The organism is Aeromonas sp. ZOR0002 (assembly GCF_963866995.1).
Lineage (GTDB): Bacteria > Pseudomonadota > Gammaproteobacteria > Enterobacterales > Aeromonadaceae > Aeromonas > Aeromonas caviae.
This window is the reverse complement of record NZ_CAWMFQ010000243.1, coordinates 23,200-49,595: the sequence shown is the minus strand read 5'-3', so window position 1 is coordinate 49,595 and position 26,396 is coordinate 23,200. Positions and strand designations below refer to the sequence as shown.

Sequence of the window (26,396 nt, the reverse complement as noted above, 5' to 3'; positions counted from 1 at the left end):
CACAGTCGTGATGCACGGAGGGAATGAAAGATGTTTTTGCCTCAAGAAATTATTCGCAAGAAGCGCAACGGTGAAGCGCTCAGTACCCAAGAGATTCAATTCTTCGTTCAGGGCATTACCAACAACACCATCGGCGAGGGGCAAATTGCGGCCCTGGCCATGGCGGTCTACTTCAAGGACATGACCATGGATGAGCGGGTTGCCCTGACCTGCGCCATGCGCGACTCCGGCATGGTATTGACCTGGGACCACCTCAACCTGGGCGGCCCCATCGTCGACAAGCACTCCACCGGCGGTGTGGGTGACGTCGTCTCCCTGATGCTGGGCCCGATGGTCGCTGCGTGCGGCGGTTTCGTGCCCATGATCTCCGGCCGTGGTCTCGGTCACACCGGCGGTACCCTGGACAAGCTGGACGCCATTCCCGGCTACGAGACCTCGGTCGACAACGACCGCTTCCTGAAAGTGGTGAAAGAGGCGGGTGTCGCCATCATCGGCCAGACCGGCGATCTCGCCCCGGCGGACAAGCGTATCTATGCGGTACGGGACATCACCGCCACCGTCGAGTCGATTGCCATGATCACCGGCTCCATCCTCTCCAAGAAGCTTGCCTCCGGGCTCGAAGCCCTGGTAATGGATGTGAAGGTGGGCTCCGGCGCCTTCATGCCGACCTTTGAAGCCTCCGAGGAACTGGCCAAGAGCATCGTCGCCGTGGCCAACGGTGCCGGCTGCCGTACTTCAGCACTCTTGACCGACATGAACCAGGTGCTGGCCTCCAGCGCCGGCAACGCCGTGGAAGTGCGCGAAGCGGTGCGCTACCTGACCGGTGAGTATCGCAACCCGCGCATCCACGAAGTGACCATGGCCCTGTGCGCCGAGATGCTGATCTCCGCCGGTCTTGCCAGCGATGACGGCGATGCCCGCACCAAGCTGCAAGCGGTGCTGGACAATGGCAAGGCAGCCGAGATCTTCGGGCGCATGGTGACCGGCCTCGGTGGTCCCGCCGACTTCATGGAGCGCTACGACGCCTACCTGCCCAAAGCCGCCATCGTGCGCCCCGTCTACGCGGCCCACAGCGGATTCGTCACCGCGATGGATACCCGTGAACTAGGCCTGGCGGTGGTCGCCATGGGGGGCGGTCGCCGCGCCGCCGCCGACAAACTCGATTATGCCGTCGGTCTGACCGACTTTATCCGCCTGGGTCAGAGCGTCGATGCTGACAAGCCGCTCGCCCTGATCCACGCTCAGACAGAAGCTCAATTTGCCGAGGCTGCCCGCATGGTGCAGGCTGCCGTGAAGATCGGCGACACCCGACCAGAGGCGCTGCCCGAGGTTTACCGTCGCATCGGTCTGGCTGATTTGTAACAAGGGGAAGTCCCATGAAACGTACCTTTATTCTGATGATGGACTCTTTCGGTATTGGTGCTGCCGCCGATGCCGACAAGTTCGGCGACGTGGGTGCCAATACCCTTGGCCATATCGCCAAGGCGTGCGCCGCCGGTGAGATCGAGGGCCGTGGCGCTCTCAACCTGCCAAACCTCAGCAAGCTGGGTCTGGGCCACGCGGGCGAACTCGCCAGCGGCACCTTCCCGGCCGGACTGAACAAGGATGTCGAGGTGATCGGTGCCTACGGCTTTGCCCAGGAGCTCTCCTCCGGCAAGGACACCCCGTCCGGTCACTGGGAGATTGCCGGCGTGCCCGTCTTGTTCGAGTGGGGTTATTTCCACGACCATCACAATAGCTTCCCGCAGGAGCTGCTGGATGCCATCGTCGAGAAGGCCGGTCTGCCCGGGTATCTGGGCAACTGCCACGCCTCCGGCACCCAGGTGCTGGACGATCTGGGCGAAGAGCACATGCGCACCGGCAAGCCGATCCTCTACACCTCTGCCGACTCCGTGTTCCAGATCGCCTGCCACGAAGAGACCTATGGCCTCGAGAAGCTCTATGAGCTGTGCCACATCGTGCGCGAGCTGCTGGAGCCCTACAACATCGGCCGCGTCATCGCGCGTCCGTTCGTGGGCAGCGGCAAGGGCAACTTCAAGCGCACCGGCAACCGCCACGACTACTCCGTGCTGCCGCCTGCACCGACCGTGCTGGACTACATGAAGGAAGCGGGTGGCCAGGTGGTCTCCATCGGCAAGATCGCCGACATCTATGCCCAGCAGGGCATCACCAAGCAGGTGAAGGGGACCGGTCTGACCGAGCTGTGGGACAGGACTCTGGAAGAGGTGAAAGCGGCCGGTGACCAGACCATCGTCTTCACCAACTTCGTCGACTTCGACTCCTCCTACGGTCACCGTCGTGACGTGAAGGGCTACGCCGATGCGCTGGAGTATTTCGACTCCCGCCTGCCGGAGCTGTTCGACCTGCTGCAGGATGGCGACGTGGTGGTGCTGACCGCCGACCACGGCTGTGACCCGACCTGGAGTGGTACCGACCACACCCGCGAATACATTCCGGTACTGTTCTACGGCAAGCCGGTCAAGGCGGGCTCAGTCGGTCGTCGCGAGACCTTCGCCGACATCGGCCAGAGCATCGCGGCCTACCACGGCCTGCCCAAGCTGCAATACGGTACCAGCTTCATGTGATGGTGACCCCGGGCCGGTTCGCCTGCCCGGGGTGCCACAGGGCCCCGGTTTCCTGTAATGTACCGCCGCCGCGCAGGCAGCGGACAATCCATAAAGACAATAAAACTCAACCTAGTGTGAAGGAATAAAGAGAATGGCAACTCCTCATATCAATGCGAAAGATGGCGCCTTTGCTGATACCGTGCTGATGCCGGGCGACCCCCTGCGTGCCAAGTACATCGCCGAAACCTTCCTGGAGAACGTCGAGCAGGTGTGCGACGTGCGCAACATGTTCGGTTTCACCGGCACCTACAAGGGTCGTCGCATCTCCGTCATGGGCCACGGCATGGGCATCCCGTCCTGCTCCATCTACGCAAAAGAGCTGATCACCGACTACGGCGTGAAGACCCTGATCCGCGTGGGCTCCTGCGGTGCCGTGCGTGAAGACGTGAAACTGCGTGACGTGGTGATCGGCATGGGTGCCTGCACCGACTCCAAAGTGAACCGTCTGCGCTTCAAGGACCACGACTTCGCCGCCATCGCCGACTTCGACCTGGTGGCCAATGCCGTTCAGGCCGCCAAGAACAAGGGCGTGGCCGTGCGCGTGGGCAATATCTTCTCCGCCGATCTGTTCTACACCCCCGACCCCTCCATGTTCGACGTCATGGAAAAATACGGCATCCTGGGTGTCGAGATGGAAGCCGCCGGTATCTATGGCGTGGCCGCAGAGTACGGTGCCAAGGCGCTGACCATCTGCACCGTCTCCGACCATATCCGTACTGGTGAGCAGACCACCTCCGAAGAGCGTCAGCTGACCTTCAACGACATGATCGAAATCGCGCTGGACTCCGTCCTGCTGGGTGACTGATCCCAGGCTTCGGCTCCACGCAAAAACGGCGACCCAGGGGTCGCCGTTTTTTTATGCCTCATCGGGATGGAAAACTCAGCTGGCGAGTTGCGCTGTCTATACTTTCGGGCAACTCCTCATGAGGCTAACACCATGAAACGAATATATATCCTGCCTCCGCTGCTGCTTGCCATGATGTTGATAGTCCCGACGCTCTGGCAGGAGGCGCTGGCGCTGGAGGGCAGGGGCCAGCACATGCCCCAGCACAGGTCGGCGCCGCAGCGGGTATCCCAGCCCCACGTGGTGCAGCACAGGGCCGTGCCCCGTCAGGCCAATCGGGAGTCGGTAAAATTCAACGAGGGGTGGGGCAATGTGAGGGCGCGGGACAAGGCGACCCGGCCGGTTCATGTCAACCAGCGTCAGATACAGGATCGCCATGTCGAGGGCAACCATCAGCTGGACAACCGCCACATCGACAATAGTCGTGACATCAGGGGCAACAACCTGGTCATCGACAATCACCACAACAATATCGTCGTGCCACCGAATCGGCGCCGTGTCTATCACGACGTGGTGGTGGTTCGTCCCTATGGCCACTGGTATGGGGGCTATGGCAGTTATTACGACGACAACGATGCCTGGAAGTGGTTGGCCTTCACCGCCATTACCCTGAAGATCCTCGACAACATCAATGAGGAGCAGCAGCGGGAGCACGAGGCTGCCCAGGTCAAGGCGACCACGGCACCCCTGAACGATCCCGTCACCTGGAGTAATGGTGACGCCTCCGGCTCGGTGACTGCGGTGCGGGAAGGGACCAGCAGCAGTGGCCGCTACTGCCGCGAATTCCAGCAGACCATCACGGTGGGGGGCAAGAAGGAGGATGCCTTCGGTACCGCTTGCCAGAAGCCTGACGGCTCCTGGGAGATCGTTTCGGATTGAAAGCCAGCAGGTTAGAGGGGCGTTGACTCCCGATCTGCCAAGCTGCGGGGAACTGGGAGTGGGTCAAGAAACGGGGAGGCATGAGGCTTCCCCGTTGCTTTGGGGGCTGACAGCCCCTTATGCCGTGCTGAGATCGAGGGCGAAGCGCCCCTTGCCCGCCTGTTTGGCCTGGTACATGGCGGCATCGGCCCGGTGCAGCAGATCGTCGATGTGACAATACTGGCCCGAATGACAGAGGGCCCCCCCTATGCTGCCGGCAAGGGGCAGCCGGTGACCGGCCACGTCCCCGGGAACCGCCATGGCCGCCAGCAGTCGCTCGCACAGGGCAGGCAGCTCCTGCGCGGGTTGGCGCAGGGCAGGCAGTATGATGGTGAACTCGTCGCCGGCCAGGCGTGCCACCATGTCCCCCGGGCGCACCTCGGCACTCAGCACCTGGGCAAAGCGCTGCAACAGGGCGTCGCCGACATGGTGGCCCAGTCTGTCGTTGATCCCCTTGAAGCCGTCGAGATCGAGGAACAGCAGCCCCAGGGTCTCGGCATTCTGACGTACCCGCTCCAGCTCCCGGGAGAGGCGCAGGGTGAAGGCGCGCCGGTTGGGCAGGCCGGTGAGGGGGTCGTGAGCCGCCTCGTGTTCCAGCTGGCTTTGCAGCGCCTTGAACTCGGTGATGTCGCTGCCGAGGATGTAGACCCCGGGCTCGTCGCCCCGGCTCGGGATCATGGTGATCCTGAGGTCACGCTGGCCTATGGGCAGATCGAAGCGGCGCTCGAAACTCACCTGTTCACCGGCGAGGGCCTTTGCCACATAGGCCATGGCCCTGTCGTGGGCCTCCTCGCCGATGACGTCCCGCACGCTCATCTCCCGCATCTGTTCGGTATCGAGCCCGAAGTAGCGGCAATAGGCCTGGTTGGCGAAGAGGTAACGCCCCTCGGGTGACACCATGCTGATGGTGACCGGCAGGCCATCGGTGATGGCCCGCAGCCGGGCCCGGCCACGCTCGATCTCCGCGAGCACCTGGCGGCGGGCGGAGATGTCGTGCAGGAAGAGGGCGAGGCGCACCTTGCCGTCGAACTGGTAGCGCTCTGCGATCACCTCGACCGGGATGTGCCGGCCTGTGCGGGTGATGATGTCGCATTCCAGCCGCCGTGGCGGACTCTGCGGGTTGCCTGACAGGCTCAGCAGGGGGTGATCGGCGCCAAGCAGCCCTGAGAGGGAGCGGCCCAGCATCTCGTCGGCGTGCCAGCCGAGCAGGGTGGTGGAGGCCGGGTTCCAGCCTGTGATGATGAAATCGGCATCGAGCTCGAGGAAGGCATTGCTGGTGTGCTCCAGCATGTGCTGCAGACGGCGCTGCTCCTGCCACAGCTGCTGCTGCATGGCGCCGCGCTCGTGCATTTCCTGATGCAACTGCTCCACAGTGCAGGAGAGCTCACTGGTCCGTGACTGCACCTGCTGCTCGAGCCCTTGCTGCAGCCGCACGAGTTCGGCTTCGGCCTGTTTGCGCTCGGTGAGGTCGGCGAACACGGCGATCATGTGGGGGGCCATGGTGCGGCTCTGGCAGAGGGTCACGCTGAGCTGGACCCAGCACTGGGTGCCATCGGCCCGGATCATCCGCTTCTCCAGCCGGTAATCCTGCCGTTGCCCCGCGATCAGGGCATCGAACAGGGGCTGCTCCCGCTGCAGATCTTCGGGATGGGTCATGGCGAGCCAGGTCCGGCTCAGCATCTCGTGCTCGCTGTAACCGAGCAGCCGCTCCAGCCCCGGGTTGGCTCTCAGCCATTTCCCCTCAAGGGAGGAGAGGGCCATGCCCACCGACGACTGGTTGAAGGTGAGGGTGAAGAGATGCTCCTTGTCTTCCAGCACCTGGTTGAGGGTGCGCACCTGGTGGCGCCGCTCCAGATCGTGCAGGGTGTTCTCCACCAGGCGGCCGAAGTCGTCGAGATCCCGGCAGGCATCTTCGTCGAGATGGCGCGGCACATGGTCCACCAGGCAGAGGGTGCCGAGCACCACGCCATCGAGGGCGCGCAGGGGTCGACCGGCGTAGAAGACCACGCCGGGATCATCGGTCACCAGCGGATTGTCGGCAAAGCGGAGATCCCGTCTGGCATCCGGTACCTGCATGATCTCGGGACGCAAAATGGCATGACCGCAGAAGGAGTGCTCCCGGTTGATCTCGCACATATCGACCCCGGTGCGGGCGAGAAACCACTGCCTGTTCACGTCGGTCAGGGAGACCATGGCGATGGGGAGTGCGAAATGTCGGGTGATGAGCCGGGTGAGGCGATCAAGCTGATCGATGGGCTCGTGGTCGAGCAGGCCGAGGATGCGCAGTCGTTCCAGTCGACTGTGTTCATCCAGCGGCAAGGGGGGGGCAATCATGTGGCTCTCCTGCCAGTGATCTTGCCAGTGTTATATACAAGCCGGAGGATGTGATCCACTCCCGCTTATTGCGGAGCGGCGGGTTTGCTCTGTTTCTTGTGCTTGCGCACCCGCATGTAGTTGCGACGCACCCCGTAGGAGATGAGCAGGCCTGCCAGCAGCATCACCAGCAACATCAGGCGCTGTTTCTCCTGGTTGACCTTGAGATGGGTATCTTGTGCGGCCAGCAGTTTCTGCTCTTCCAGGGTGATCCTCAGATAGCCCAGGGTCAGGTTTCCGTCCTGGATCTCCTGGACAAACTGGATGCGCCCCTTGCCCTGCTCCGGCAGGGATTTGTTGTCGCTGCCGATGGGCAGCAGGCTGTCCAGCGGCAGGGCGTTGTCCGACTGGGCGAGGGGAATGCCGCGGGCGTCGTAGAGGGTGACATCCAGAATGTCAGGCTCGGCGGCCAGATCCTGCGCCAGTCTCTCCAGTTCGCTCTCCTTGTCCTCCTTGATCCAGCGGCGCATGTCCCGGGCGGCATAGGCGACCAGCGCCTGTGCCCTGTCCCGTGCCGCCGCGTGCAGGGCGGCCTGGCTCTCTCCCTGCATGTGGATGAGCAGCACCAGCACCCAGAGACCGAGCAGGACTCCCGCCGCCAGGCTGACAACACGTTTGATGGGAAGATGACGCACAGAACCGGGCCTCTGATAATGGATGAGCGGGGCTGGCTGGTGCCCCGGTGCCGCGAAGCGGGAAACAGGGTGGTCTGTTTCCATGTCTGCCCGCACCGCAGGCGGGATCTTGGCGCTTGCCTGTACAAAAAGCAATACGCTACTCTGGGCCCGCATGATGAACCCCATGATTTCCAAGGAAGGCGTCTCTCTTATGTTGTTGTCCCAACTTCCCTGCTCCCTGCACGACTGGTCCGGGGCCCTGAGCTGTGCCCCCTGCTGGCAGCTCACCAACGAAGCCCTGCTGCCCGCGGCCAACGCCCACGACAGCGCCTGGATTGTCCTGTTTGGCAAGGGGCTGGAGGCCGGTCATCTGGCCCGCCTGGCCCAGCAGCTGGATGCCCTGGGGCTTGAGTCAAGCCTCTATCCCGCAGGGGAACAGGCCGGCATTCCACTGCTGCTGCTTGGCACCAACCGCTTTTCCCCCGAGCTGGTGCAGGCGCTCAAAGCCCAGGAGTGGGACATCGACCTGTGTCATCTGGCCGCCCTGCCTACCCTGAGTGAGCCCGGTCTGCTGGTGATGGACATGGATTCCACCGCGATCAGGATAGAGTGCATCGACGAAATCGCGCGGCTGGCCGGGGTCGGTGAGCAAGTGGCGGCCGTTACCGCGGCGGCCATGCAGGGCAAGCTGGAGTTTGCCGACAGTCTGCGTGCCCGGGTGGCGCTGCTGGAAGGGGCGCCGGTCACCATCCTCGACGAGGTGGCGGCCGACATGCCCTGGATGCCGGGCCTGCCACTCATGGTCGATGCCCTCAAGCAGGCTGGCTGGAAGGTGGCGATCGCCTCCGGTGGCTTCACCCGTTTTGCCGGCGAGTTGCAGCGTGCTCTGGGTCTGGATGCCATTTTCGCCAACGAGCTGGCGGTGGAAGGGGGCCTGCTGACCGGCAAGGTGAGCGGCCCCATCGTCGATGCCGCCGCCAAGGCCGAGGCGCTGCAACAGCTGGCCTCGGAGTACGGGGTGGTTGCATCCCAGACGGTCGCGGTCGGCGATGGTGCCAACGATCTCAAGATGATGGGGGTGGCGGGGCTTGGTATTGCCATTCATGCCAAACCCCTGGTTCGTGCCCAGGCGGCGGCGACCCTCAATCACCACGATCTGGAAGGGGTGCTCTGCCTGCTCGGCGCCCTGGCTTGTCGCGACCGACGCTGGTGCTGATCCCGCTCAAGGAGGAGCCGATCACGAGATGGAACTGTTACAGCAATCCCTGTTTGTCCCCTGCGGTGAGCATCGACTCCATGTGCGCCATATCCAGCCCGGTGTCGCGGTGCATGCCGACCCCATCCTGATGGTGCACGGGGCCATCGAGAACGGCCGCATCTTCTACACCGAATCGGGCAAGGGGCTGGCCTGCTTTCTGGCTCGCCACGGGTATCAGGTCTATGTGGCGGATCTGCGTGGTCGGGGTCTGAGCACACCGACCATCGCCGAGCGGGCCGGCCACGGCCAGCATGAGCTGATCACCGAGGATCTTCCCGCCCTGCAGCGCTGGGTATCGGCCCGCCATGCCGGTGCCCGGGTGCACTGGATGGCCCACTCCTGGGGCGGCGTCATCATGGCCTCGACCCTGGTGCGCTTCCCCGAGCTGGCGGAGCAGGTTGCCAGCCTGGTGTTCTTCGGCACCAAGCGGGGGGTCTCGGTGCAGAACCCGGAGCGCTGGTTGAAGGTGGATCTGATCTGGAACCGGCTCGCCCCCTGGCTGGCGCGCCGCCGGGGGTTTCTGGCCGCCCGCCGGTTGAAGATAGGGGCCGATGATGAGCCCCTGCGCTACCTGCAGGAGACCATCCCCTGGGTCAAGTGCGGGCCCTGGCAGGATCCCTTTGACGGTTTCGCCTATGACGAGGCGGCGAGCCGGGTCAACTGGCCCCCGCTCTGGATGATCTCCGCCAAGGCGGACAAGGTTCTTGGCCACCCCGTCGACGTGCGCCGCTTCAGCGACGAGATGGGCTCGGCCGCCCGCCACACCCGCCTCGGGCGGGACAACGGCAACCGCCTCGATTACGACCACATCAACATGCTGACGGCCCCCCAGGCACAGGAGGATCACTTCCCCGACATCCTCGCCTGGCTGCGCAACCCCCAGGCTGCCTGATAGACAAAAAACGGGCGCTTGCGTGCCCGTTTTTTGTTGTCTCCCGGCCCTGCTGGTTAGCGGGGCCCGGATGGTATGCCAAGGCGGAACAGGGTCGCCTCGGTGGTATCGGTCAGTTCACCCACGCCCACGACACTCCAGAGCTCCTCTTCCAGCTTCTTGGCCTTGTGAATGGCGAACTTGGCGATGTAGTCCAGTTCACCCGCGATGAAGCTGGTGTCCGGGCGGCCGGTGCGCGAAATACCCACCAGTACCGAATAGAACTCGCCCTGTTGCCGGGCCAGCTCGATGAAGCGGCGCTTTTGATCCGGTGAGCTGAAGCTGCTGGCCAGGTGGCTGCGAAACAGGGGGGTTCCCCCCTGGGAGTGGAGGGCGGCGATGTAGACCTCCTCCTCTTCCGGCTTGTCTTCCCGCTCGATGGCGCGCAGGGGATTGAGCAGCAGGGCCTTGAGCAGCGCCCCCTGGAACAGGGGATACAGGTTCAACTGCTGATCCTGCTCGGCACAGATGCGCAGCAGACGGGAAAGGCTGCGTGGTTGTGGCGAGAGGCCGGCCGCGGCCAGTTTCGGGGCGGCCTTGAGCTTGTTCACATAGACGGGGGTGTTGAACAGGTGGTGGGTGTAGAGGTTGCGCAGCGCCCTGGCCATGCCGCGATAGCGATTGAACTCCCGGGTGGTCTTGAGCTTGTTCTGGTTGCTTTCGATCAGCAGGCTGAAGAACTGGTGGCCGGTATGGCGCTCGGCCGTCCCCTCGATGCACAGATGCAGCACGGTTCTGCTCAGGTTGAGGCTGACCAGCCGATAGGGCAGGCGTTGCAGGTCCATGTTCCTGGCGAGCTCCTGCAAGCGGGGCAGAGCCACCGTGATGATGTCTCCCTTCTCCCCGTCGAACGGCTCTTCCAGCTCGATTTGCATGCCGTGGGCCGAGATGTCTCGGGTCCAGCCGACCCAGGATCGCTCCTTGTGATGCAAGACGATGGCCGTCTTGTGCATGTAGCGCGCCTCCTTGCGCAGTTGCACATAGTGCAGCGTCTCTATCTCGAAGGGGGCGGCATGGATGTCATGGCCAAAGCGCTGCAAGGCGTTGGCGTTGAGCGGATCCTGACCCGTCTCTCGCTGGAACTCGTCGCGCTGGTTGTCCAGGTTTATCTCCTGCAGCATGCCTACGTATCCGAGCTGGGCCAGGCGCTCGCGCAGCAGCCTGTCCTGCAACGGGCTCGCCCCGCCCTGGGGGTTGTCGAGGTCGGCCTCCCGCAGGGTGCAGGCTTCCATGCTGAACTTGTATACCCGCCAGCTGGGGCGGCGGGCGCCGATCTGGAAGAAGAGCGCGGTCAGTCCGCTCTGTTCCAGCTCCTCCCGGGTCGCGGAGAAGAAGTAGAGGTGGCTGCGTACCGCATGGGTAAAGCTGTAGATCAGCGTCTCGCGCAGCCCCTCTTTGCCTGGGAGTAACGAGGGCATGCGGGCCGCAGTGAAGAGGCTGGCGAGCATGTCGCGGTTCTTGGCGTCGCGCCAGTATTCGAGAATGTGCTGGTTGTTCTCGGTGCGCAGGGCGATCTCGAGGGCGGGGACGCTGCCCTTGCCGAAATAGAGGGGCATGCCGGTCATGCGCGGCAGATAGAACTGCTCATACCCCTTGATGACGGCGGCGGAGAGCAGGTAGTCGACGCTGACGCGATAGCGGCTGCGGTTGCGCTCGATGAAGTCGCGCAGGAACTCGTCGAACACCGGATGCTCGCCGTTCTTGAGCAGCCTGAGCCAGAATTTGTCCTCTTTTCTCTCCTCCCCCAGGATCTGGTAGCTGACCGGGTCACGCAGCAGGGGATGGGGATGATCGCGTTCCAGTCCGGTGAAAAAGACGGCTATCAGGTCGCCTGTCTGGTAGTCGGGCAGATAGGGCACGGATACCCGGATGCCGCCGAGGGAGATGTCGGAGCTCTTGGCGAGGATTTTCTCGCCGTTGGCGAGTTGGAGCACCATGGGAGAGCTGAAGTGCATGCGCTCTTCCTGTCGCCCGTAATGGCTGGCGAAGGGGATGGCGCTGACATCGAACGGACGAAACGGGCTGATGGGCAGTGCCAGATTGTCGCTGCGCCCCTGGTTGAGCTTGTACCAGGCTTGCAGCGCCTCGTAGACCCCCAGGGTGTAGCTGTCCCGGTAGAGGTAGCACTGGGATTGAAACAGCTCGATGGCCTCGGCGGGCATGAAGTGGGTCACCCCGTCGAACTCATGCACCTGACAGAGGGCGCCCAGCTCGTTGCGCATGTCGATGACGCGCCGACAGGGGGTGCACTTACGTTTGAGTTCCATCTTCAGCAGGAACCGACTGTTGGTATTTTCGTTCTGGGTCAGACGGTTGAAGATTTCGTCGAAGTCCTTTTCCCGGAGCAGGGGGACAAGTTGTTCTATCAGATGTAGTGGTTGTTCTGAATCCATGTATTCCTGCCGCGGAAAGTCACTTTTCCGATTCTGGGTTTGATCTGCCGGTCGCAAACAAGTATATCAAGCAGGAATTCATCCTGTCCCCGAGTTATCCATGGCCAAAAACAAAACCGCCTATGTTTGTTCCGAATGTGGAGCCGACTTCACCCGCTGGCAAGGTCAGTGCAGCGAGTGCAAGGAGTGGAACACCATCACCGAGGTGCGACTGGGGGTGACGACACCCGGCAAGAGCGCTCGCTATACCGGTTATGCGGGCGCCGTCGGCAGCCAGGTGCAGACCCTCGCGGAGATCGCTACCACGGAGATCCCCCGTTTCAGCTCGGGCTTCAAGGAGCTGGACCGCGTACTCGGTGGCGGTGTGGTCCCCGGTTCGGCCATTCTTATCGGCGGCAACCCCGGGGCCGGCAAGTCGACCCTGTTGCTGCAGACCATGTGCGGCCTGGCGCAGCGCATGAAGACCCTCTATGTGACCGGTGAGGAGTCACTGCAACAGGTGGCGATGCGGGCCGGTCGGCTGGGTCTGCCCACGGACAAGCTGCGCATGTTGTCCGAGACCAGCGTCGAGCAGATCTGCCTCATCGCCCAGCAGGAGCAACCTCAGATCATGGTCATCGACTCCATCCAGGTGATGCACGTGGCGGATGTGCAGTCTGCGCCGGGGTCCGTCTCCCAGGTGCGGGAGTCGGCGGCGCTGCTGACACGCTATGCCAAGCAGAATCATGTGGCCATCTTCATGGTGGGCCACGTCACCAAGGACGGCACCCTGGCGGGTCCCAAGGTGCTGGAGCACTGTATCGACTGCTCCGTGCTGCTGGATGGCGGGCACGACTCGCGTTTTCGCACCCTGCGCTCCCACAAGAACCGCTTCGGTGCGGTCAACGAACTGGGGGTCTTCGCCATGACCGGGCAGGGAATGAAGGAGGTGAGCAACCCTTCCGCGATTTTCCTCAGCCGCGGGGAGGAGCAGGCTCCGGGCTCCATCGTCATGGTGATCTGGGAAGGCACGCGCCCCCTGCTGGTGGAGTTGCAGGCGCTGGTGGATTACTCCCAGCTCTCCAATCCGCGCCGTGTGGCGGTGGGGATGGACCACAACCGTCTCGCCATGCTGCTGGCGGTGCTGCATCGTCACGGCGGGTTGCAGATGGCGGATCAGGATGTGTTCATCAACGTGGTGGGTGGCGTCAAAGTCGAGGAGACCAGCGCGGATCTGGCGCTGCTGCTGGCCATGGTGTCGAGCTTCCGGGATCAGGCCCTGCCCAAGGATCTGGTGGTCTTTGGCGAGGTGGGGCTCTCCGGCGAGATACGGCCCGTGCCCTCGGGTCAGGAGCGACTGCAGGAGGCGGCCAAGCACGGTTTCCGCCGAGCCATCGTCCCGCATGCCAATGCGCCCAAACATCCCATCGAGGGCATGGAGGTGGTGCCGGTGAAGAAACTCTCCGATGCCCTCGAGGCCCTGTAACCAACCATGAAAAAGGAGCGTATGAACGCTCCTTTGTTTTTCTGCCCGCCCGCTCAGTATTCGGGGGGGACGTGGTCTCGGTGCTCTTGCAGCAACTGCTCCAGCTCGCGATGGAGCAGTTGCTCCTCTCCGATGTTCAGCTCGATCATCCGCTTGAGGTGAGTGGCGCTGTCGATGTCGATGTGGTGGCAGTAAAACCCCAGCTTCTTGCTGGCTTCGTGGGTCAGCTCGACTTGCATCTTGATCTCGATGTCGCTGCCCCCGAGCACGAAGCAGATTTCGTACTCCTTGTCCTCGCTGGCGACCCAATCCTCGGGTCTGAGCAGCAGGGCTCCCTGCAGGGAGACATCGACCAGCTGGGTGCGCCACTGGTGTTCACCCTGGGTGAGCTTGGCGGCGGTCAAATAGAAAATCCGAGTAAAGTGGCGGCGCTCGGCCATGGTCGTCTCCGGTCTGCGTGCGAGCAAGATGCTCATCCTTCATGTTGCAGAGTGTAATCCAGCTGGCACGCCAGGATATTGAACTGGCTCCGATATTGAATATCAGACCTGCTGATGGCTGAGGGATTCCACCACCTGCAGCGCCTTGACCAGCCGATCCTCCTGTTTGAACCTGTCCTCCAGCACGGGGCCGAGTTGGTTCAGATCCTCGTCCAGTTGCAGCAACTGGGCTTCGTCGGCGTTGCTGTACTTGTCGTTGAACTCCAGCGCGAATTCGGTACAGGCACGGATATGGGGGTAGATGCGCTTGGCCAGCTCCAGTTTGTCCCCGCTGGCTTGCTCAAAGGCGGTGACGACGTGGTTGTAGATCTCGAAATGGCCTGCGCTGACGTAGTCGACCAGTTGTTCGCAAAAACGTTGCAGTTCTACATGGCCTGGGAGGGTGCGTTGCTTGCACTTGGCGGGCATGAGGCCTGCCAGTCGCATGTACTCGACCAGCAACGCCTGTCTGGCATCCAGCCAGTCATCTATTGCTCTATGCTTGCCTGCCAGTGCGCGCTTGGTTTTTTCCAGTTCAGTTAACATAGTCCCTCCATGGGCATGGCATGCGGCACTCGGGTCGCACGCCTCCGGTCATTCTCATCGACTGACGACACTCCTATAACTAGGGAAAATCCAGTTGACCGTCAATAGGAGTGTAGGGATATTGTTACATCAGGCGGGGATTTGCATGCCTCTCCCCACCGGTGCTTCGCATCCTGTCGCCCATCCTGGGGACAAGGGGGCGATATATGTGACTATTTCCGCAGATCTTGATGAAAACCCCAGCATTCAAGCCAATCCGGCTGATAAAGCCTTTGCCTGAGTGTTTTTTTTTGAATAGAGTGGCCCGGTGCTAAATGCCCGATCATAAAGGAAATGTTATGAACAAAGCTCAACTTGTCGATGCAATTGCCGCCAAAGCAGACCTGAGCAAAGCTCAGGCCAAAGTCGCTCTGGAAGAGATCATCAATGGTATTACCCAGAGCCTGAAAGAGGGCGATGCCGTTCAGTTGGTGGGTTTTGGTACCTTCAAGGTCAACCATCGCGCGGGCCGTACCGGTCGCAACCCGCAAACCGGTAAAGAGATCCAGATTGCAGCTGCCAATGTGCCGTCCTTCGTGGCTGGCAAGGCGCTGAAAGACGCCGTCAAATAAGGTCGTCTTGTAATCAAATGAAACCCGGCTTGTGCCGGGTTTTTTCTTGCCATCTTCGTCAAAATTTGTTTCAGATACACTCAGGATATGGCATGCGCTGTAGCGAGGTGGATATGGAACAGAAAAATGCCATTCGGCAGGTAGCCGTCCCCTGGGCTCCCTCTCGTCAACTCCCTCCCGGCTTGGTCGTTGCCGAACTGCATCAGGATATCTGGAGCGACACCCTGACCGTCATGCTGGGGCGTGCTCGCAGCATCGATCTGCCTCCGTTGCCCCTGTGTCGGGTGAGTTTTCGCCACATCTTCGCGGTGCGGGTGATGGAGGACTGCGATCTGGCGGAGGGGCGTGACAGCCACGCCATCGAGGAGCAGATCCAGCTCATCACCCCGTCCCGTTTCGCCAGCTGGTTCCATCAGGAATCCGATGGGCTGCACCTGGATGAAGATTTGCAGCACTACCGCATCTCGACCTGGGATTACTGCGCCGATGTGCTGACCTCTTCTCCCCCTGAACTCCAGTTCATGGTTCAGGAGGAGTAAGCTAGACTGTCGGGTCACCTCCGTGGTGACAAAAAAGCCGGCGCAGGGGCGCCGGCTTTTTCTTGTTCGGGAGAGGTGGCGTTCAGCCCAGGAGTTGGTCCCGGTGCAGCCCCAGCACGATCAGCAGCCCGATGAAATAGAAGGCGCTGAGCTTGATGCCGAGAATGGTGAGCAGGCCGGCGCACAGACGCACCAGGGCCTTGTGCAGCCAGGATCCGGTGAAGCGGTACATGATCACTCCACCGCGTCGGCCGGCGCGAACTCCGGCACCTTGGCCATGGCGTCCAGCACCACTTGAATGTCGGCCCCCGGCTTGCAGGCATTCTCGCTCAGATGGCGACGCCAGGCGCGCGCCCCCTGCATGTTCTGGAACAACCCCAGCATGTGGCGGGTCATGTGGGAGAGGTAGTTGCCCTTGGTCAGCTCTTGTTCGATATAAGGCAGCATCATCCGCACCACCTCGTGGCGGCTCGGCACGGCACGGTTCTCGCCGAACACCAGATTGTCCACCTGGGCCAGAATGTAGGGGTTCTGGTAGGCTTCGCGGCCCATCATGACCCCGTCGAGGTGCTGCAGATGTTCAAGAGTCTGCTCCAGACTGGTCACCCCGCCGTTGATGGCAATGGTCAGATCCGGGTAATCCTGCTTGACCCGGTAGACGCGAGGATAATCGAGGGGCGGGATCTCGCGGTTCTCTTTCGGACTCAGACCGCTCAGCCAGGCCTTGCGGGCGTGGACGATGAAGGTATCGCAACCGGCGTCCCTTACCTGCTCGATGAAGGCCTGCAAGAACTCGTAGGAGTCTTGCTCGTCGATGCCGATACGGGTCTTCACGGTGACCGGAATGTCGACTACGTCGCGCATCGCCTTGACGCAATCAGCCACCAGCGCGGGTTCGCCCATGAGGCAGGCGCCGAAGCGGCCGTTTTGCACCCGATCGGAAGGGCAGCCGACGTTGAGGTTGACCTCGTCATACCCGCGCTCCTCGGCGAGCCTGGCGCAGCGGGCCAGGTCTGCCGGGTTGCTGCCACCCAGTTGCAGGGCGAGAGGGTGTTCCTGCTCGCTGTAACCCAGATAGTCGCCCTTACCGTGGATGATGGCGCCCGTGGTCACCATCTCGGTATAGAGCAGGGTCTGGCGGGTCATCAGACGGTGGAAATAACGGCAATGCCGATCGGTCCAGTCCAGCATGGGGGCGATGGAAAAGCGCTGCGCCTGCATAAAAATCATCCGGGTTGGCCAAACAAGGGGCGGGATTCTATCACAACGTGAGACAGCCCCAGAAAATGAATTTTGTCGCCGCGCACTGGGGGCCCTGTGATAGTATCCGGCTAATTGACAGGGTATCTGCGTGAACATGAATCAAGACCAACTTCTACAACGAGCGGAGCGCCTCTGCGAGCAGCGCGGGATCCGTTTCACCCCGACACGGCGCCAGGTGCTCCGGCTGCTTGCCGCCCACGGCAATGCCATCAGTGCCTATGATTTGCTGGCCCAGTTGCAGCAGACCGAGGCTCATGCCAAACCACCTACCGTCTATCGGGCGCTCGACTTCCTGCTCGAACAGGGCTTTGCCCACAAGGTGGAGTCGCTCAACGCCTTCATCTTCTGCTGCCACTTCGACCATGCCCACCCGATGCAACTGCTGATCTGCGATCGTTGCGGTGAGGTAGTGGAGCTGCACGATCCCGCCATCGACGGCGCCTTTTCCGAGCAGGCTCATCAGCATGGTTTTACTATTACCAACAAGACCATAGAAGCCCATGGTCAATGTGCCCGCTGTTCCGTTACCGTAGGAAGTCAAGATGAAGGCTGATTTTGTAAACCCGTTCCTGCTCTCCCTGCTCAACGTGCTCTCCACCATGGCACAGCTGGAACTCAAACCGGGCGCGCCCAAGCGCAAGACGGACGAGCTGGCTCGGGGAGATGTCTCCGGCCTGATTGGCATGGTGGGTCCGCAGACCCGGGGTTCCCTCTCCATCAGCTTCGAGAAGGGGCTGGCATTGGAGATCATGCGTCGCATGCTGGGGGAGGCGCCGGCCACCATCAACGAGGAAGTGACCGACATGGTGGGCGAGATCACCAACATGGTGACGGGCGGCGCCAAACGCATGCTGGGGGAGAAGGGCTATGAGTTCGACATGGCGACCCCGGTCATCGTCTCCGGTCCCAATCACACCATTACTCACCGGGCCGACGGCGCCAAGATCATGATGCCGTTCGAATCGGAGTATGGCCGTGCCACCATCGAGATCTGCTTCGAGTAATCGCCATGTGGAAGATGCTGAAATGGAGTGTCATCGGTGGGGTGGTGCTGCTTATCCTGTCGGATATCGAGATCAGCACCTCTCTCTACAAGTACGAAGACAACCGCGTGGAGATCAACTTCCCGCGCTGGCAGGCTGACCAGCCCTGGGGCACCCTGCGCTGGCATGCGGGCCGGTTTGAGCATCACTGGTACGGTCTTGCAGGCAAACCCAAGCCAGCAACCGTACTCTGAGGAGCGCTCTCCACAACGGATGGATCAGATTGCACCAACAAAAAAGAGGCCAGCGAATGCTGGCCTCTTTATTTGGTCAAGCTCTGTTATCAGGCTGCTTCTGCTGCCAGCTTGCCATTGCCACGCACCATGACACCGAGGCCACAGGCCAGCAGGGTCGGCAGCAACCAGGCCAGGCCCTTGTCAAACAGTGGCAGGAAGGCGAAAGCATCCATCTTCATGCCGGCGGCGCCCAGGCCGTCCAGGCAGCCGAACAGGAATGCGACCAGCAGCACGGAGCGGAACACCAGGCGGGGGCGACCGAAGTAACCCTTCAGGAAGGTGACCAGCACCAGCGCCACGGCAACCGGGTAGATGGCGACCAGCACCGGAATGGAGAGGCTGATGAGCTGGCTCAGGCCCACGTTGGCCACGACGCCGCAGATGACACCCAGCAGCACGACCAGCTTCTTGTAGCTCATGCCGGTCAGGTTGTGGAAGAAGTCGGAGCAGGCGGAGATGAGGCCGACGGCCGTGGTGAAGCAGGCCAGGGTGATGATGGCAGCCAGGATGAACTGACCCGGTTGGCCGAACAGGCTCAGCACGTAGGCGTTGACGATGGCACCGCCGTTGCTCACGTCGGTGGCGACGCCGGCAGCGGTGTTACCCAGCTGGAACAAGGAGACATAGACCACGGAGAGACCGATGGCGGAGATGATGCCCGCGATGGCCAGGTACTTGAACTGGCTCTGGTAGTCATGGATGCCTTTCTGGCGCAGCAGGTCGACGATCAGGGCGCCGAACATCAGGGACGCCAGGGTGTCCATGGTGTTGTAGCCTTCCAGAATGCCCTTCACGAAGGGGGTGCTCTGGTAGTCACCGGATGCGGCAGGCATGCTTCCTTGCGGTGCGACGAAGACACCGATGGCCAGGGTCAGCAGCAGCAGCATCAGCAGCGGGGTCAGGTACTTGCCGATGGCATCCATCAGCTTGCCCTGGTTCAGGGAGACCAAGATGGCCACGCCAAAGAACAGTACTGTGTAGGCAGCCAGACCGGATGGTCCCATGTCGCCAAGGAAGGGCTTGAGGCCCATCTCGTAGGCCACCAGGCCGGTACGGGGGGCGGCGAAGGCCGGGCCGATGATGATGTAGATGGCGACGGCCAGTGCGGTGGCCACGCCGGTCGGCAGCAGCTTGGTCATGCCGGCCCAGCCGTTGCCAGCCTTGGCGACGGCGATGATGGTGATGAGGGGCAGGCCCACGGCGGTGACCAGGAAGCCCAGCATGGCCAGGGAGAGGTGCTCACCCGCCATGAAGCCGGCCAGGGGCGGGAAGATGATGTTGCCTGCGCCCAGATAGAACGCAAAGGTCATGAAGCCCAATCCGAGTACATCGGACAATGTGAGTGATTTCGTCAAGTTCAACCTCGTCTGTCTTGTAAACTATTGCTTGTTATAGTTTTTTATTTGTCAGTGACCGGCACTTTCCGGGGGTAAAAAAAGAGCCCCGCTGGTTTTTTCATCGCGACCAGTGGTTTGAACTGGTCTTGAGCGGGCGCTCATTTAGCAGTCAGCATAATGATGTGAAAAAATAGTTCAAGGCAAAATTTACATCTTCAAATAGAAGGGGCTGGTTAGTTGGATATATCTGTCGGAATAGCCTCCTGTGGCAGAATGGATCACAATTTCACCCCTCTCACACTTGTTTAATCCTCTGCCAAGCAGCAATAAAACACGATTTGCCTCTTTCCCCTCTCTGGTAGTAACAGCCAAATAACAACGCTCATACAGATCATAACTCGACGAAATGCATAAAATTTCATCCGCCATCGCCGTGGGCAGCACCAGGGCCAGTTGCCCGGTACGGCTCAGCAGGCGATCGCTGGCGGCCAGCAATCCCCTGGGGGCGAGCCCCCCGGTATGACGGGCCAGAGCCCTGGCCGGATCGCGGAGTGTCTGGCCTGCCGGGAAATAGGGCGGGTTGGAGACGATGAGATCGTAAGGGGGGGCGAGGTGATCCTGAATGGCGCTCTCTATGATGGTGACCCGCTCACGCCAGGGGGAGGCCGCCACATTCTCCTGGGCCTGCATGGCTGCATCCTTATCCAGCTCCACCCCGTCTATGTGGCAGTCGTTCGTGCTGCGCTGGGCCAGCATCAGGGCGATGAGGCCGCTGCCGGTGCCGATGTCCAGCACCCGACGGGCGTTGTCGACCGGCGCCCAGGCTCCCAGCAAAATGCCGTCCGTACCGACCTTCATGGCGCAGCGGTCGTGATCGATGTGAAATTGCTTGAACGTGAAACCGTTGTTGCGCCCCATTCGGCCCTCCTCCTGTGCCTGCCCGCGGAAAATGGCCGGCGATTATAGCGGCTAAGCCACAGTCACCATAGGAGCCGGCGGCATAATCGCCTATAATCTGCCGCTTCCTTAATGACCGAGTATTGCCATGAGCCAGTCCTTTGATGATTTCGACCTGAATCCAGCCCTCAGTCGGGCCTTGGCCGAGATGGGATTCACCCGCCCCACCACCATCCAGCAGATGGTGCTGGAGCCAGCCCTGGACGGCCGCGATATTCTGGCCTCTGCGCCGACCGGAACCGGCAAGACCGCCGCCTTCCTGCTGCCCGCGATGCAGCACTTGCTGGACTTCCCGCGCCGCAAGCCGGGTCCGTGCCGCATGCTGATCCTGACTCCGACCCGCGAGCTCGCGCTGCAGGTGAGTGCTCACGCCAAGGCCCTGGCGGTGCACACCCATCTCAGCATCGAGACCATCATCGGTGGTGTCAGCCATGAAGAGCAGCTGCCTGCCCTGACCAAGACCACCGACATCGTGGTGGCCACCCCGGGCCGTCTGCTCGAGTACATCGAGAAAGAGGAGTTCGAGAGCCACGACATCGAGGTGCTGGTGCTGGATGAAGCGGACCGGATGCTGGACATGGGCTTCATCAAGGACGTGAACCGCATCGTGGAAGAGGCGCGCTACCGCAAGCACACCATGCTCTTCTCCGCCACCCTGGAAGGGGCCGGCCTCGAGAAGTTTGCGAGCGAGATCCTCAAAGACCCGGTTGAGCTGCACGCCGAGCCGCCCCGCAGCGAGCGCCGCCCCATCACCCAGTGGATCCACCTGGCCGATGATGCCGCCCACAAGCTGGCTCTGCTGGTGCACATCCTGAAAAACCCGGAGACCCAGAAGGCCATCATCTTCGTCAAGACCCGTGAGCGACTGGCGGAGCTTTCCGGCCAGTTGCAGGCGGCAGGCGTGCCCTGTGCCTGGATCCGTGGCGAGATGGAGCAGGCCAAGCGCATCGAGTCTATCCGCAAGTTCCATGAAGGGGAGGTGCCCTTCCTCATCGCCACTGACGTGGCCGCCCGCGGTATCGACCTGCCGAACGTCAGCCATGTCATCAACTACGACATGCCCTACGGCGCGGATGTCTATGTGCACCGCATCGGTCGTACCGGTCGTGCCGGCAACCGTGGCTGCGCCATCAGCCTGGTGGAAGCCCACGACATGGCCATGGTCGCCAAGATCGAACGCTACACCGAGGAGCGCCTCAAGCGCCGGGTGATCGATGAGCTGCGCCCCAGACACAAGGAAGCGCGGGTGCCGGTGAAGAAGAAAAAGCCGAAGGATGCCAAGAAGTCGGCAAAGAAGAAAAAGAAGTAATGCCCTCGAGCACAGTTGAAACGGCCATCCCAGGATGGCCGTTTTGCTGTCTGCTGCCTGGGGAGTGGCCTGAGAGAGGCGCAGAAAAAAGCCGACGCAAGGACGTCGGCCAACAAAAAGTGCTTACAACAGAGGATTCACAGAGTCAGACCCGAGGATCTCCGACTTGGTTCCCTTGAATGTGTAATTAATTTTCAGCGCGCTTGAACATCAGGGTATTGGCGTCGGACTCTTCCGGTACGAAGTAGTAGCCGTCGGCATTGAAACCGGTCAGCTGTTCCACCCGGGTGAGCCGATGCTTGATGATGTGGCGTGCCATCATGCCGCGGGCCTTCTTGGCGTAGAAGCTGATGATCTTGAACTGGCCGTTCTTCTCGTCCTTGAACACCGGGGTGATGATGCGCCCCTGCAGGGCTTTCGGGCGCACCGACTTGAAATACTCGTCGGAGGCGAGGTTGATCAGCACGTCGTCCCCCTGGGCCGCCAGCGCCTTGTTCAGGTGCGCAGTGATGATGTCGCCCCAGAACTGGTAGAGATCCTTGCCGCGCGGGTTGTCGAGGCGGATCCCCATCTCCAGGCGGTAGGGCATCATAAGGTCCAGCGGCCGCAGCACGCCATAAAGGCCGGATAGCATGCGCAGGTGGGCCTGGGCGAAGTCGAGGTCGGCCTCGCTGAAATCTTCTACGGCCAGACCGGTGTAGACGTCCCCCTTGAAGGCCAGCAGCGCCTGGCGGGCGTTGGCCGGCGTGAAGTCAGGCTGCCACTCGGCAAAGCGGGCGGCGTTGAGGCCGGCGAGCTTGTCGCTGATCTTCATCAGGCTGGCGATCTGGTCCGGGCTCAGTTGACGAGCCCGGGTGATCAGTGCTGCGGAGTGGTCCAGCAGTTCGGGTTGGGTGAAACGGGAGGTCACCAGGGGTGACTCGTAATCCAGCGTCTTGGCCGGGGAAACCACAATCAGCATAACTGTCCTTTACTAGCGATGACGCACGCCCCTCATTCATCCAGGGTCACGTTGTCGAGAGTGCCTGCGCCCAGCTGCTCGCGACCCGACAGCTTGATGAGCAGTCGCAGGTCGTTGGCGGAGTCGGCATGGGCAAGGGCCTCACTGTAGCCAATTTGGCCGGCGCAGAACAGGGTGAACAGCGCCTGATCGAAGGTCTGCATGCCGAGCTCGCCGGATTTGGTCATCACCTCCTTGAGTCTGTGCATCTCTCCCTTGCGGATGATGTCGGTGACGAGCGGGGTGTTGAGCAGGATCTCGAAGGCGGCGACCCGGCGCTGCCCATGAGCGGAGGGGAGCAGCTGCTGGGCGACGATGGCGCGCAGGTTGAAGGAGAGATCGAACAGGAACTGGCGGTGCTTCTCCTGGGGGACCAGATGCAGGATGCGATCCAGCGCCTGGTTGGCATTGTTGGCGTGCAAGGTGGCGAGGCAGAGGTGCCCCGTCTCGGCGAACTGGATGGCGAACTCCATGGTCTCCTGGGAGCGGATTTCACCAATGAGGATGACATCCGGGGCCTGGCGCAGGGAGTTTTTGAGGGCGACATCGAAGGATGCGGTGTCGATCCCCACCTCCCGCTGGGTCACCAGACAGCGATCGTGCTGATGGACGAACTCCACCGGATCCTCCACCGTCAGGATGTGGCCGTCACCGTGCTGGTTGCGAAAGCCTATCATGGCCGCCTGGGTGGTGGACTTGCCGGCGCCAGTGGCGCCGACGAAGAGCACCAGCCCGCGTTTGGCCATGGCGACCTCCTGCAGGATGGGGGGCAGCACCAGCTCGTCAAAGGTGGGGATGCGGGTCTCGATGCGGCGCAGCACCATGCCCGGCATATCCTGTTGCCAGAAGGCGCTGACCCGAAAGCGCCCCAGCGAGCCTCGCTGGATGGCGTAGTTGGCCTCGCGGGTGTGCAGGAAACGCTCGAAGTGGGTCTCGTCCAGGCTCTCCCTGATCAACGCCAGCGCCGTCGTCTTGTCGAGGGGAGCCGGCCCGAGCGACACCAGACGCCCGTTGACCTTGAGGGTCGGGGGGGCATCGACCGTGATGAAGAGATCCGAGCCCTTTTGTTCAACCAGTGCGGCGAGCAGAACATCCATGTTCATGGCGACTCCTTGGGTGTGCGAGCTTAAATGGTATTGGGATCGACCGCCTTGGCCTTGGCATCGAGGGAGGCGACGACCCCCCGGTTGACCAGCTGCTTGAGGCTCTGGTCCATGGTCTGCATGCCGTGGGTCATCCCGGTCTGGATGACGGAATAGAGTTGGGCCACCTTGTCTTCCCGGATGAGGTTTCGCACCGCCGGGATCCCCAGCATGATCTCGTGGGCCGCCACCCGGCCGCCACCGATACGCTTGAGCAGGGTCTGGGAGATGACCGCCCGCAGGGATTCGGAGAGCATGGAGCGCACCATGTCCTTCTCCGAGCCGGGGAAGACGTCGATGATACGGTCGATGGTCTTGGCAGCCGAGGAGGTGTGCAGGGTGCCAAACACCAGGTGACCGGTTTCGGCGGCGGTCATGGCGAGGCGGATGGTTTCGAGGTCCCGCATTTCACCTACTAGGATGATATCCGGGTCTTCCCGCAGGGCCGAGCGCAGGGCGTTGCTGAAGCTCTTGGTGTCGCGGTGTACTTCCCGCTGGTTCACCAGGCAGCGCTTGTTCTCGTGCACGAATTCGATGGGGTCCTCGATGGTGAGGATGTGGTGGTGGAAGTTGTCATTGATGTAATCGACCATGGCGGCCAGGGTGGTGGATTTGCCCGAGCCGGTGGGCCCAGTCACCAGCACCAGGCCGCGAGGGTACTCCGCTATCTTGCGAAATATCTCCGGCGCCCCCAGATCGTCCAGGGTCAGAACGGTGCTCGGGATGGTACGAAACACGGCGCCCGATCCGCGCGCCTGCTGGAAGGCGTTGACCCGAAAGCGTGCCATGCCGGGCACTTCGAAGGAGAAGTCCACTTCGAAGTTCTCCTCCAGCTCCTTGCGCTGGTGGTCATTCATGATGTCGTAAATGAGAGCATGGACTTCCCGGTGATCCAGGGCGGGCAAATTGATCTTGCGAACCTCCCCATCAACCCTGATCATCGGGGGGACCCCGGCCGAGAGGTGTAGATCCGAGGCCTTATGCTTTACACTGAATGCCAATAACTCTGTGATATCCATAGATTTGTTATTCTCCCATCACAAGATTACGAACGAAATATGAGCCAGATTGCCCAGCACCTGCTTCAGGTAAAGGAACGTATTGTAGAGGCTGCCCGGCGTGTTGGCCGCAGCCCAGATCACATCCAGTTGCTTGCTGTCAGTAAAACCAAGCCGCTGGGGGACATTCAGGCTGCCTATGCCGCCGGCCAGCGGCGCTTTGGCGAATCCTACGCCCAGGAGGCCGCACTCAAGATTGATGCCTTGCGCGAGCAGAACGCCTGTACAGACATAGAGTGGCACTTTATCGGCCCGCTGCAATCGAACAAGTCCAAGCTGGTGGCGGAGCGGTTCGACTGGGTTCAAAGTGTCGATCGCGACAAGCTCATCGAACGCCTCAACAACCAGAGACCGAGCGGGCTCGCGCCGCTAAATATCTGTCTGCAAATCAATATTAGCGGAGAGAGCAGCAAATCCGGTACGTCGGAGCAAGAGATTTTCCGCCTGGCCTCCCTGGTGGCCCAAAGCGAGCGGCTGCGGCTGCGCGGTCTGATGGCCATCCCCGAGCATACCCGCGACGAGGGGGTGCTCGCGGCCCAGATGGCGCGCATGCAGGCTCTGTTCACCGAGCTTGCGCAACAATACCCGAGCGTCGACACCCTTTCGATGGGGATGACCGAGGATCTCGAGCCGGCCATTGCCCATGGCAGCACCATGGTGCGGGTCGGGACCGCCATCTTCGGGGCCCGTGACTATTCATGAGCAAGAGCCGGGGCGAGAAACATCCCGGTCGTGCTTTTTTCAGGTAAACAGGCGCGTGTGATGCTGTCAGCCTGCACAGGCTGGGTCGGCATCCGCTGCGATGTCAGTAACAGGAGTGTTTGATGCAGCAGAGAACCCTCGCCTTCATCGGGGCAGGCAACATGAGCCGCAGTATCATTGCCGGCCTCATCCAGGCGGGTTACCCGGCAGAGCGTATCATCGCCGCCAATCCCAGCCGCCCCAAGCTGGACGAACTGGCCAGCCAGTTCGGCATCCGTATCACCCAGGACAACGCCGAGGCGGCCCGGGAGGCCGAGGTGATCGTGCTGGCGGTCAAGCCCCAGCTGATGGCGGGCATGCTGACGGCGCTGGTGGCCGAGCTTGGCTCGCTGGATGGCAAGTTGCTCATCTCCATCGCCGCCGGCATTCGCGTCGCACGCTTGCAGGAGATGGCGGGCGGTCACGATCGCATCATTCGCACCATGCCCAACACCCCCTCCTTGCTGGGGCTGGGGATGACCGGGCTCTATGCACCGCCCGCCATCGGGCAGGCTGATAGGGCGGTGGCCGAACAGATGATGCAATCCGTGGGCAAGACCCTCTGGGTGGAGCAGGAGGCCGGCATCAACGGCGTCATTGCGGCGGCGGGCAGTGCCCCGGCCTACTTCTTCCTGTTCATGCAGGCGATTGCCGAGGAGGCCGAGGCCATGGGCTTTACGCCGGAGCAGGCTCGCCTGCTGGTGCAGCA

At 61.9% G+C, this 26,396-nt stretch carries 27 protein-coding genes; 15 read left to right on the top strand and 12 right to left on the bottom strand.

What is annotated here, in order from left to right; all coding sequences use genetic code 11:
• The first annotated feature begins 30 nt into the window (after positions 1-30).
• The 4 genes from deoA (at position 31) to AACR77_RS13690 (ending at position 4,350) form a co-directional block, all read left to right on the top strand.
• The gene (gene deoA / locus AACR77_RS13705) at positions 31-1,362 is read left to right on the top strand and encodes a thymidine phosphorylase (protein ID WP_042882169.1); all 1,332 of its coding nucleotides are present in this window, start codon (positions 31-33) and stop codon (positions 1,360-1,362) included.
• Between the two features lie 14 nt (positions 1,363-1,376).
• On the top strand, positions 1,377-2,585 hold the full coding sequence (locus AACR77_RS13700) for a phosphopentomutase (protein WP_042882167.1): 1,209 nt from the start codon (positions 1,377-1,379) through the stop codon (positions 2,583-2,585).
• Between the two features lie 133 nt (positions 2,586-2,718).
• Positions 2,719-3,432, top strand: coding sequence for a purine-nucleoside phosphorylase (deoD, locus tag AACR77_RS13695; RefSeq protein ID WP_039039949.1), 714 nt, complete (start codon positions 2,719-2,721; stop codon positions 3,430-3,432).
• A gap of 132 nt (positions 3,433-3,564) precedes the next feature.
• Entirely contained in the window at positions 3,565-4,350 is a 786-nt protein-coding gene (locus tag AACR77_RS13690; RefSeq protein WP_231563238.1) for an RT0821/Lpp0805 family surface protein, read from the top strand.
• A 117-nt stretch (positions 4,351-4,467) separates the two neighbouring features.
• On the opposite strand, the gene AACR77_RS13685 is transcribed toward AACR77_RS13690, so the two are convergent.
• Together AACR77_RS13685 and AACR77_RS13680 are read right to left on the bottom strand one after the other, a co-directional pair.
• Positions 4,468-6,723, bottom strand: coding sequence for a sensor domain-containing diguanylate cyclase (locus tag AACR77_RS13685; RefSeq protein ID WP_042882166.1), 2,256 nt, complete (start codon positions 6,721-6,723; stop codon positions 4,468-4,470).
• A gap of 65 nt (positions 6,724-6,788) precedes the next feature.
• The gene (locus tag AACR77_RS13680; protein WP_010673032.1) at positions 6,789-7,397 is read right to left on the bottom strand and encodes an AhpA/YtjB family protein; all 609 of its coding nucleotides are present in this window, start codon (positions 7,395-7,397) and stop codon (positions 6,789-6,791) included.
• A 193-nt stretch (positions 7,398-7,590) separates the two neighbouring features.
• Between AACR77_RS13680 and serB the strand changes: the two genes are divergently transcribed.
• The gene (gene serB, locus AACR77_RS13675; protein WP_042882164.1) at positions 7,591-8,595 is read left to right on the top strand and encodes a phosphoserine phosphatase SerB; all 1,005 of its coding nucleotides are present in this window, start codon (positions 7,591-7,593) and stop codon (positions 8,593-8,595) included.
• 28 nt (positions 8,596-8,623) lie between these two features.
• Entirely contained in the window at positions 8,624-9,529 is a 906-nt protein-coding gene (locus AACR77_RS13670) for an alpha/beta fold hydrolase (protein WP_041214455.1), read from the top strand.
• A gap of 56 nt (positions 9,530-9,585) precedes the next feature.
• On the opposite strand, the gene AACR77_RS13665 is transcribed toward AACR77_RS13670, so the two are convergent.
• Positions 9,586-11,961 (bottom strand): PilZ domain-containing protein, encoded by a 2,376-nt coding sequence (locus AACR77_RS13665; RefSeq protein WP_042882162.1) that lies wholly within the window; start codon positions 11,959-11,961, stop codon positions 9,586-9,588.
• A gap of 100 nt (positions 11,962-12,061) precedes the next feature.
• On the opposite strand from AACR77_RS13665, the gene radA reads away from it, so the two are divergent.
• Positions 12,062-13,426: a DNA repair protein RadA gene (radA, locus tag AACR77_RS13660; protein WP_010673036.1), complete on the top strand. Its 1,365-nt coding sequence runs from the start codon at positions 12,062-12,064 to the stop codon at positions 13,424-13,426.
• A gap of 53 nt (positions 13,427-13,479) precedes the next feature.
• On the opposite strand, the gene AACR77_RS13655 is transcribed toward radA, so the two are convergent.
• Complete coding sequence (locus tag AACR77_RS13655) at positions 13,480-13,866, bottom strand: PilZ domain-containing protein (protein WP_042882160.1); 387 nt, start codon at positions 13,864-13,866, stop codon at positions 13,480-13,482.
• Positions 13,867-13,968: 102 nt separating this feature from the next.
• Positions 13,969-14,451, bottom strand: coding sequence for an Rsd/AlgQ family anti-sigma factor (locus AACR77_RS13650; protein ID WP_029313757.1), 483 nt, complete (start codon positions 14,449-14,451; stop codon positions 13,969-13,971).
• A 338-nt stretch (positions 14,452-14,789) separates the two neighbouring features.
• On the opposite strand from AACR77_RS13650, the gene hupA reads away from it, so the two are divergent.
• Both hupA and AACR77_RS13640 read left to right on the top strand, forming a co-directional pair.
• A complete protein-coding gene (gene hupA / locus AACR77_RS13645; RefSeq protein WP_005305063.1) occupies positions 14,790-15,062 on the top strand; it encodes a nucleoid-associated protein HU-alpha in 273 nt (90 codons plus the stop codon).
• Between the two features lie 113 nt (positions 15,063-15,175).
• The gene (locus AACR77_RS13640) at positions 15,176-15,601 is read left to right on the top strand and encodes a hypothetical protein (protein WP_041215822.1); all 426 of its coding nucleotides are present in this window, start codon (positions 15,176-15,178) and stop codon (positions 15,599-15,601) included.
• Between the two features lie 82 nt (positions 15,602-15,683).
• Here the strand turns inward: AACR77_RS13640 and AACR77_RS13635 are convergent, their stop codons facing one another.
• Both AACR77_RS13635 and dusA read right to left on the bottom strand, forming a co-directional pair.
• Positions 15,684-15,833 carry a hypothetical protein gene (locus tag AACR77_RS13635; RefSeq protein ID WP_010673040.1) on the bottom strand — a complete coding sequence of 50 codons (150 nt, stop codon included), beginning with the start codon at positions 15,831-15,833 and terminating at the stop codon, positions 15,684-15,686.
• Between the two features lie 2 nt (positions 15,834-15,835).
• Entirely contained in the window at positions 15,836-16,822 is a 987-nt protein-coding gene (gene dusA, locus AACR77_RS13630; protein ID WP_042882158.1) for a tRNA dihydrouridine(20/20a) synthase DusA, read from the bottom strand.
• A 136-nt stretch (positions 16,823-16,958) separates the two neighbouring features.
• Here dusA and zur point away from each other — a divergent pair, with 136 nt between their 5' ends.
• Genes zur through AACR77_RS13615 form a run of 3 tightly spaced genes read left to right on the top strand, consistent with a single transcriptional unit; the run spans position 16,959 to position 18,101 of the window.
• Positions 16,959-17,417: a zinc uptake transcriptional repressor Zur gene (zur, locus tag AACR77_RS13625; protein ID WP_042882157.1), complete on the top strand. Its 459-nt coding sequence runs from the start codon at positions 16,959-16,961 to the stop codon at positions 17,415-17,417.
• Positions 17,407-17,868, top strand: coding sequence for a chemotaxis protein CheX (locus AACR77_RS13620; RefSeq protein ID WP_010673043.1), 462 nt, complete (start codon positions 17,407-17,409; stop codon positions 17,866-17,868). Before zur ends, AACR77_RS13620 begins: the two co-directional genes overlap by 11 nt.
• A gap of 5 nt (positions 17,869-17,873) precedes the next feature.
• On the top strand, positions 17,874-18,101 hold the full coding sequence (locus tag AACR77_RS13615) for a hypothetical protein (RefSeq protein WP_039039956.1): 228 nt from the start codon (positions 17,874-17,876) through the stop codon (positions 18,099-18,101).
• A gap of 89 nt (positions 18,102-18,190) precedes the next feature.
• On the opposite strand, the gene brnQ is transcribed toward AACR77_RS13615, so the two are convergent.
• Both brnQ and AACR77_RS13605 read right to left on the bottom strand, forming a co-directional pair.
• Positions 18,191-19,498 (bottom strand): branched-chain amino acid transport system II carrier protein, encoded by a 1,308-nt coding sequence (gene brnQ / locus AACR77_RS13610; RefSeq protein ID WP_039040015.1) that lies wholly within the window; start codon positions 19,496-19,498, stop codon positions 18,191-18,193.
• Positions 19,499-19,687: 189 nt separating this feature from the next.
• The gene (locus AACR77_RS13605) at positions 19,688-20,398 is read right to left on the bottom strand and encodes a tRNA1(Val) (adenine(37)-N6)-methyltransferase (protein WP_010673046.1); all 711 of its coding nucleotides are present in this window, start codon (positions 20,396-20,398) and stop codon (positions 19,688-19,690) included.
• Between the two features lie 127 nt (positions 20,399-20,525).
• Between AACR77_RS13605 and srmB the strand changes: the two genes are divergently transcribed.
• Positions 20,526-21,746: an ATP-dependent RNA helicase SrmB gene (gene srmB / locus AACR77_RS13600; RefSeq protein ID WP_041210934.1), complete on the top strand. Its 1,221-nt coding sequence runs from the start codon at positions 20,526-20,528 to the stop codon at positions 21,744-21,746.
• Positions 21,747-21,933: 187 nt separating this feature from the next.
• Here srmB and yaaA read toward each other — a convergent pair whose 3' ends face one another.
• The 3 genes from yaaA to tapT are packed head-to-tail and all read right to left on the bottom strand — an operon-like array spanning position 21,934 to position 24,907.
• Positions 21,934-22,707 carry a peroxide stress protein YaaA gene (gene yaaA / locus AACR77_RS13595; RefSeq protein ID WP_042882155.1) on the bottom strand — a complete coding sequence of 258 codons (774 nt, stop codon included), beginning with the start codon at positions 22,705-22,707 and terminating at the stop codon, positions 21,934-21,936.
• A gap of 32 nt (positions 22,708-22,739) precedes the next feature.
• Positions 22,740-23,849 carry a PilT/PilU family type 4a pilus ATPase gene (locus tag AACR77_RS13590; protein ID WP_042882153.1) on the bottom strand — a complete coding sequence of 370 codons (1,110 nt, stop codon included), beginning with the start codon at positions 23,847-23,849 and terminating at the stop codon, positions 22,740-22,742.
• Between the two features lie 23 nt (positions 23,850-23,872).
• The gene (gene tapT / locus AACR77_RS13585) at positions 23,873-24,907 is read right to left on the bottom strand and encodes a type IVa pilus ATPase TapT (RefSeq protein ID WP_010673050.1); all 1,035 of its coding nucleotides are present in this window, start codon (positions 24,905-24,907) and stop codon (positions 23,873-23,875) included.
• A gap of 39 nt (positions 24,908-24,946) precedes the next feature.
• Between tapT and AACR77_RS13580 the strand changes: the two genes are divergently transcribed.
• The gene (locus tag AACR77_RS13580) at positions 24,947-25,648 is read left to right on the top strand and encodes a YggS family pyridoxal phosphate-dependent enzyme (RefSeq protein WP_042864460.1); all 702 of its coding nucleotides are present in this window, start codon (positions 24,947-24,949) and stop codon (positions 25,646-25,648) included.
• 122 nt (positions 25,649-25,770) lie between these two features.
• Positions 25,771-26,396 (top strand): pyrroline-5-carboxylate reductase family protein (locus AACR77_RS13575; protein ID WP_231563237.1); only part of this gene is annotated, 626 nt, incomplete at its 3' end.

Excerpts from the sequence above, each read along its gene's own strand:
- tapT (WP_010673050.1), bottom strand. The coding sequence starts at position 24,907 with ATGGATATCACAGAGTTATTGGCATTCAGTGTAAAGCATAAGGCCTCG.
- AACR77_RS13635 (WP_010673040.1), bottom strand. The coding sequence starts at position 15,833 with ATGTACCGCTTCACCGGATCCTGGCTGCACAAGGCCCTGGTGCGTCTG.
- AACR77_RS13690 (WP_231563238.1), top strand. The coding sequence starts at position 3,565 with ATGAAACGAATATATATCCTGCCTCCGCTGCTGCTTGCCATGATGTTG.
- AACR77_RS13670 (WP_041214455.1), top strand. The coding sequence starts at position 8,624 with ATGGAACTGTTACAGCAATCCCTGTTTGTCCCCTGCGGTGAGCATCGA.
- hupA (WP_005305063.1), top strand. The coding sequence starts at position 14,790 with ATGAACAAAGCTCAACTTGTCGATGCAATTGCCGCCAAAGCAGACCTG.
- AACR77_RS13605 (WP_010673046.1), bottom strand. The coding sequence starts at position 20,398 with ATGGGGCGCAACAACGGTTTCACGTTCAAGCAATTTCACATCGATCAC.
- zur (WP_042882157.1), top strand. The coding sequence starts at position 16,959 with ATGAATCAAGACCAACTTCTACAACGAGCGGAGCGCCTCTGCGAGCAG.
- deoD (WP_039039949.1), top strand. The coding sequence starts at position 2,719 with ATGGCAACTCCTCATATCAATGCGAAAGATGGCGCCTTTGCTGATACC.
- AACR77_RS13615 (WP_039039956.1), top strand. The coding sequence starts at position 17,874 with ATGTGGAAGATGCTGAAATGGAGTGTCATCGGTGGGGTGGTGCTGCTT.
- AACR77_RS13590 (WP_042882153.1), bottom strand. The coding sequence starts at position 23,849 with ATGAACATGGATGTTCTGCTCGCCGCACTGGTTGAACAAAAGGGCTCG.
- AACR77_RS13620 (WP_010673043.1), top strand. The coding sequence starts at position 17,407 with ATGAAGGCTGATTTTGTAAACCCGTTCCTGCTCTCCCTGCTCAACGTG.
- AACR77_RS13665 (WP_042882162.1), bottom strand. The coding sequence starts at position 11,961 with ATGGATTCAGAACAACCACTACATCTGATAGAACAACTTGTCCCCCTG.
- AACR77_RS13650 (WP_029313757.1), bottom strand. The coding sequence starts at position 14,451 with ATGTTAACTGAACTGGAAAAAACCAAGCGCGCACTGGCAGGCAAGCAT.
- AACR77_RS13580 (WP_042864460.1), top strand. The coding sequence starts at position 24,947 with ATGAGCCAGATTGCCCAGCACCTGCTTCAGGTAAAGGAACGTATTGTA.
- yaaA (WP_042882155.1), bottom strand. The coding sequence starts at position 22,707 with ATGCTGATTGTGGTTTCCCCGGCCAAGACGCTGGATTACGAGTCACCC.
- deoA (WP_042882169.1), top strand. The coding sequence starts at position 31 with ATGTTTTTGCCTCAAGAAATTATTCGCAAGAAGCGCAACGGTGAAGCG.
- AACR77_RS13655 (WP_042882160.1), bottom strand. The coding sequence starts at position 13,866 with ATGGCCGAGCGCCGCCACTTTACTCGGATTTTCTATTTGACCGCCGCC.
- srmB (WP_041210934.1), top strand. The coding sequence starts at position 20,526 with ATGAGCCAGTCCTTTGATGATTTCGACCTGAATCCAGCCCTCAGTCGG.
- serB (WP_042882164.1), top strand. The coding sequence starts at position 7,591 with ATGTTGTTGTCCCAACTTCCCTGCTCCCTGCACGACTGGTCCGGGGCC.
- radA (WP_010673036.1), top strand. The coding sequence starts at position 12,062 with ATGGCCAAAAACAAAACCGCCTATGTTTGTTCCGAATGTGGAGCCGAC.
- AACR77_RS13700 (WP_042882167.1), top strand. The coding sequence starts at position 1,377 with ATGAAACGTACCTTTATTCTGATGATGGACTCTTTCGGTATTGGTGCT.
- AACR77_RS13685 (WP_042882166.1), bottom strand. The coding sequence starts at position 6,723 with ATGATTGCCCCCCCCTTGCCGCTGGATGAACACAGTCGACTGGAACGA.
- dusA (WP_042882158.1), bottom strand. The coding sequence starts at position 16,822 with ATGCAGGCGCAGCGCTTTTCCATCGCCCCCATGCTGGACTGGACCGAT.
- AACR77_RS13640 (WP_041215822.1), top strand. The coding sequence starts at position 15,176 with ATGGAACAGAAAAATGCCATTCGGCAGGTAGCCGTCCCCTGGGCTCCC.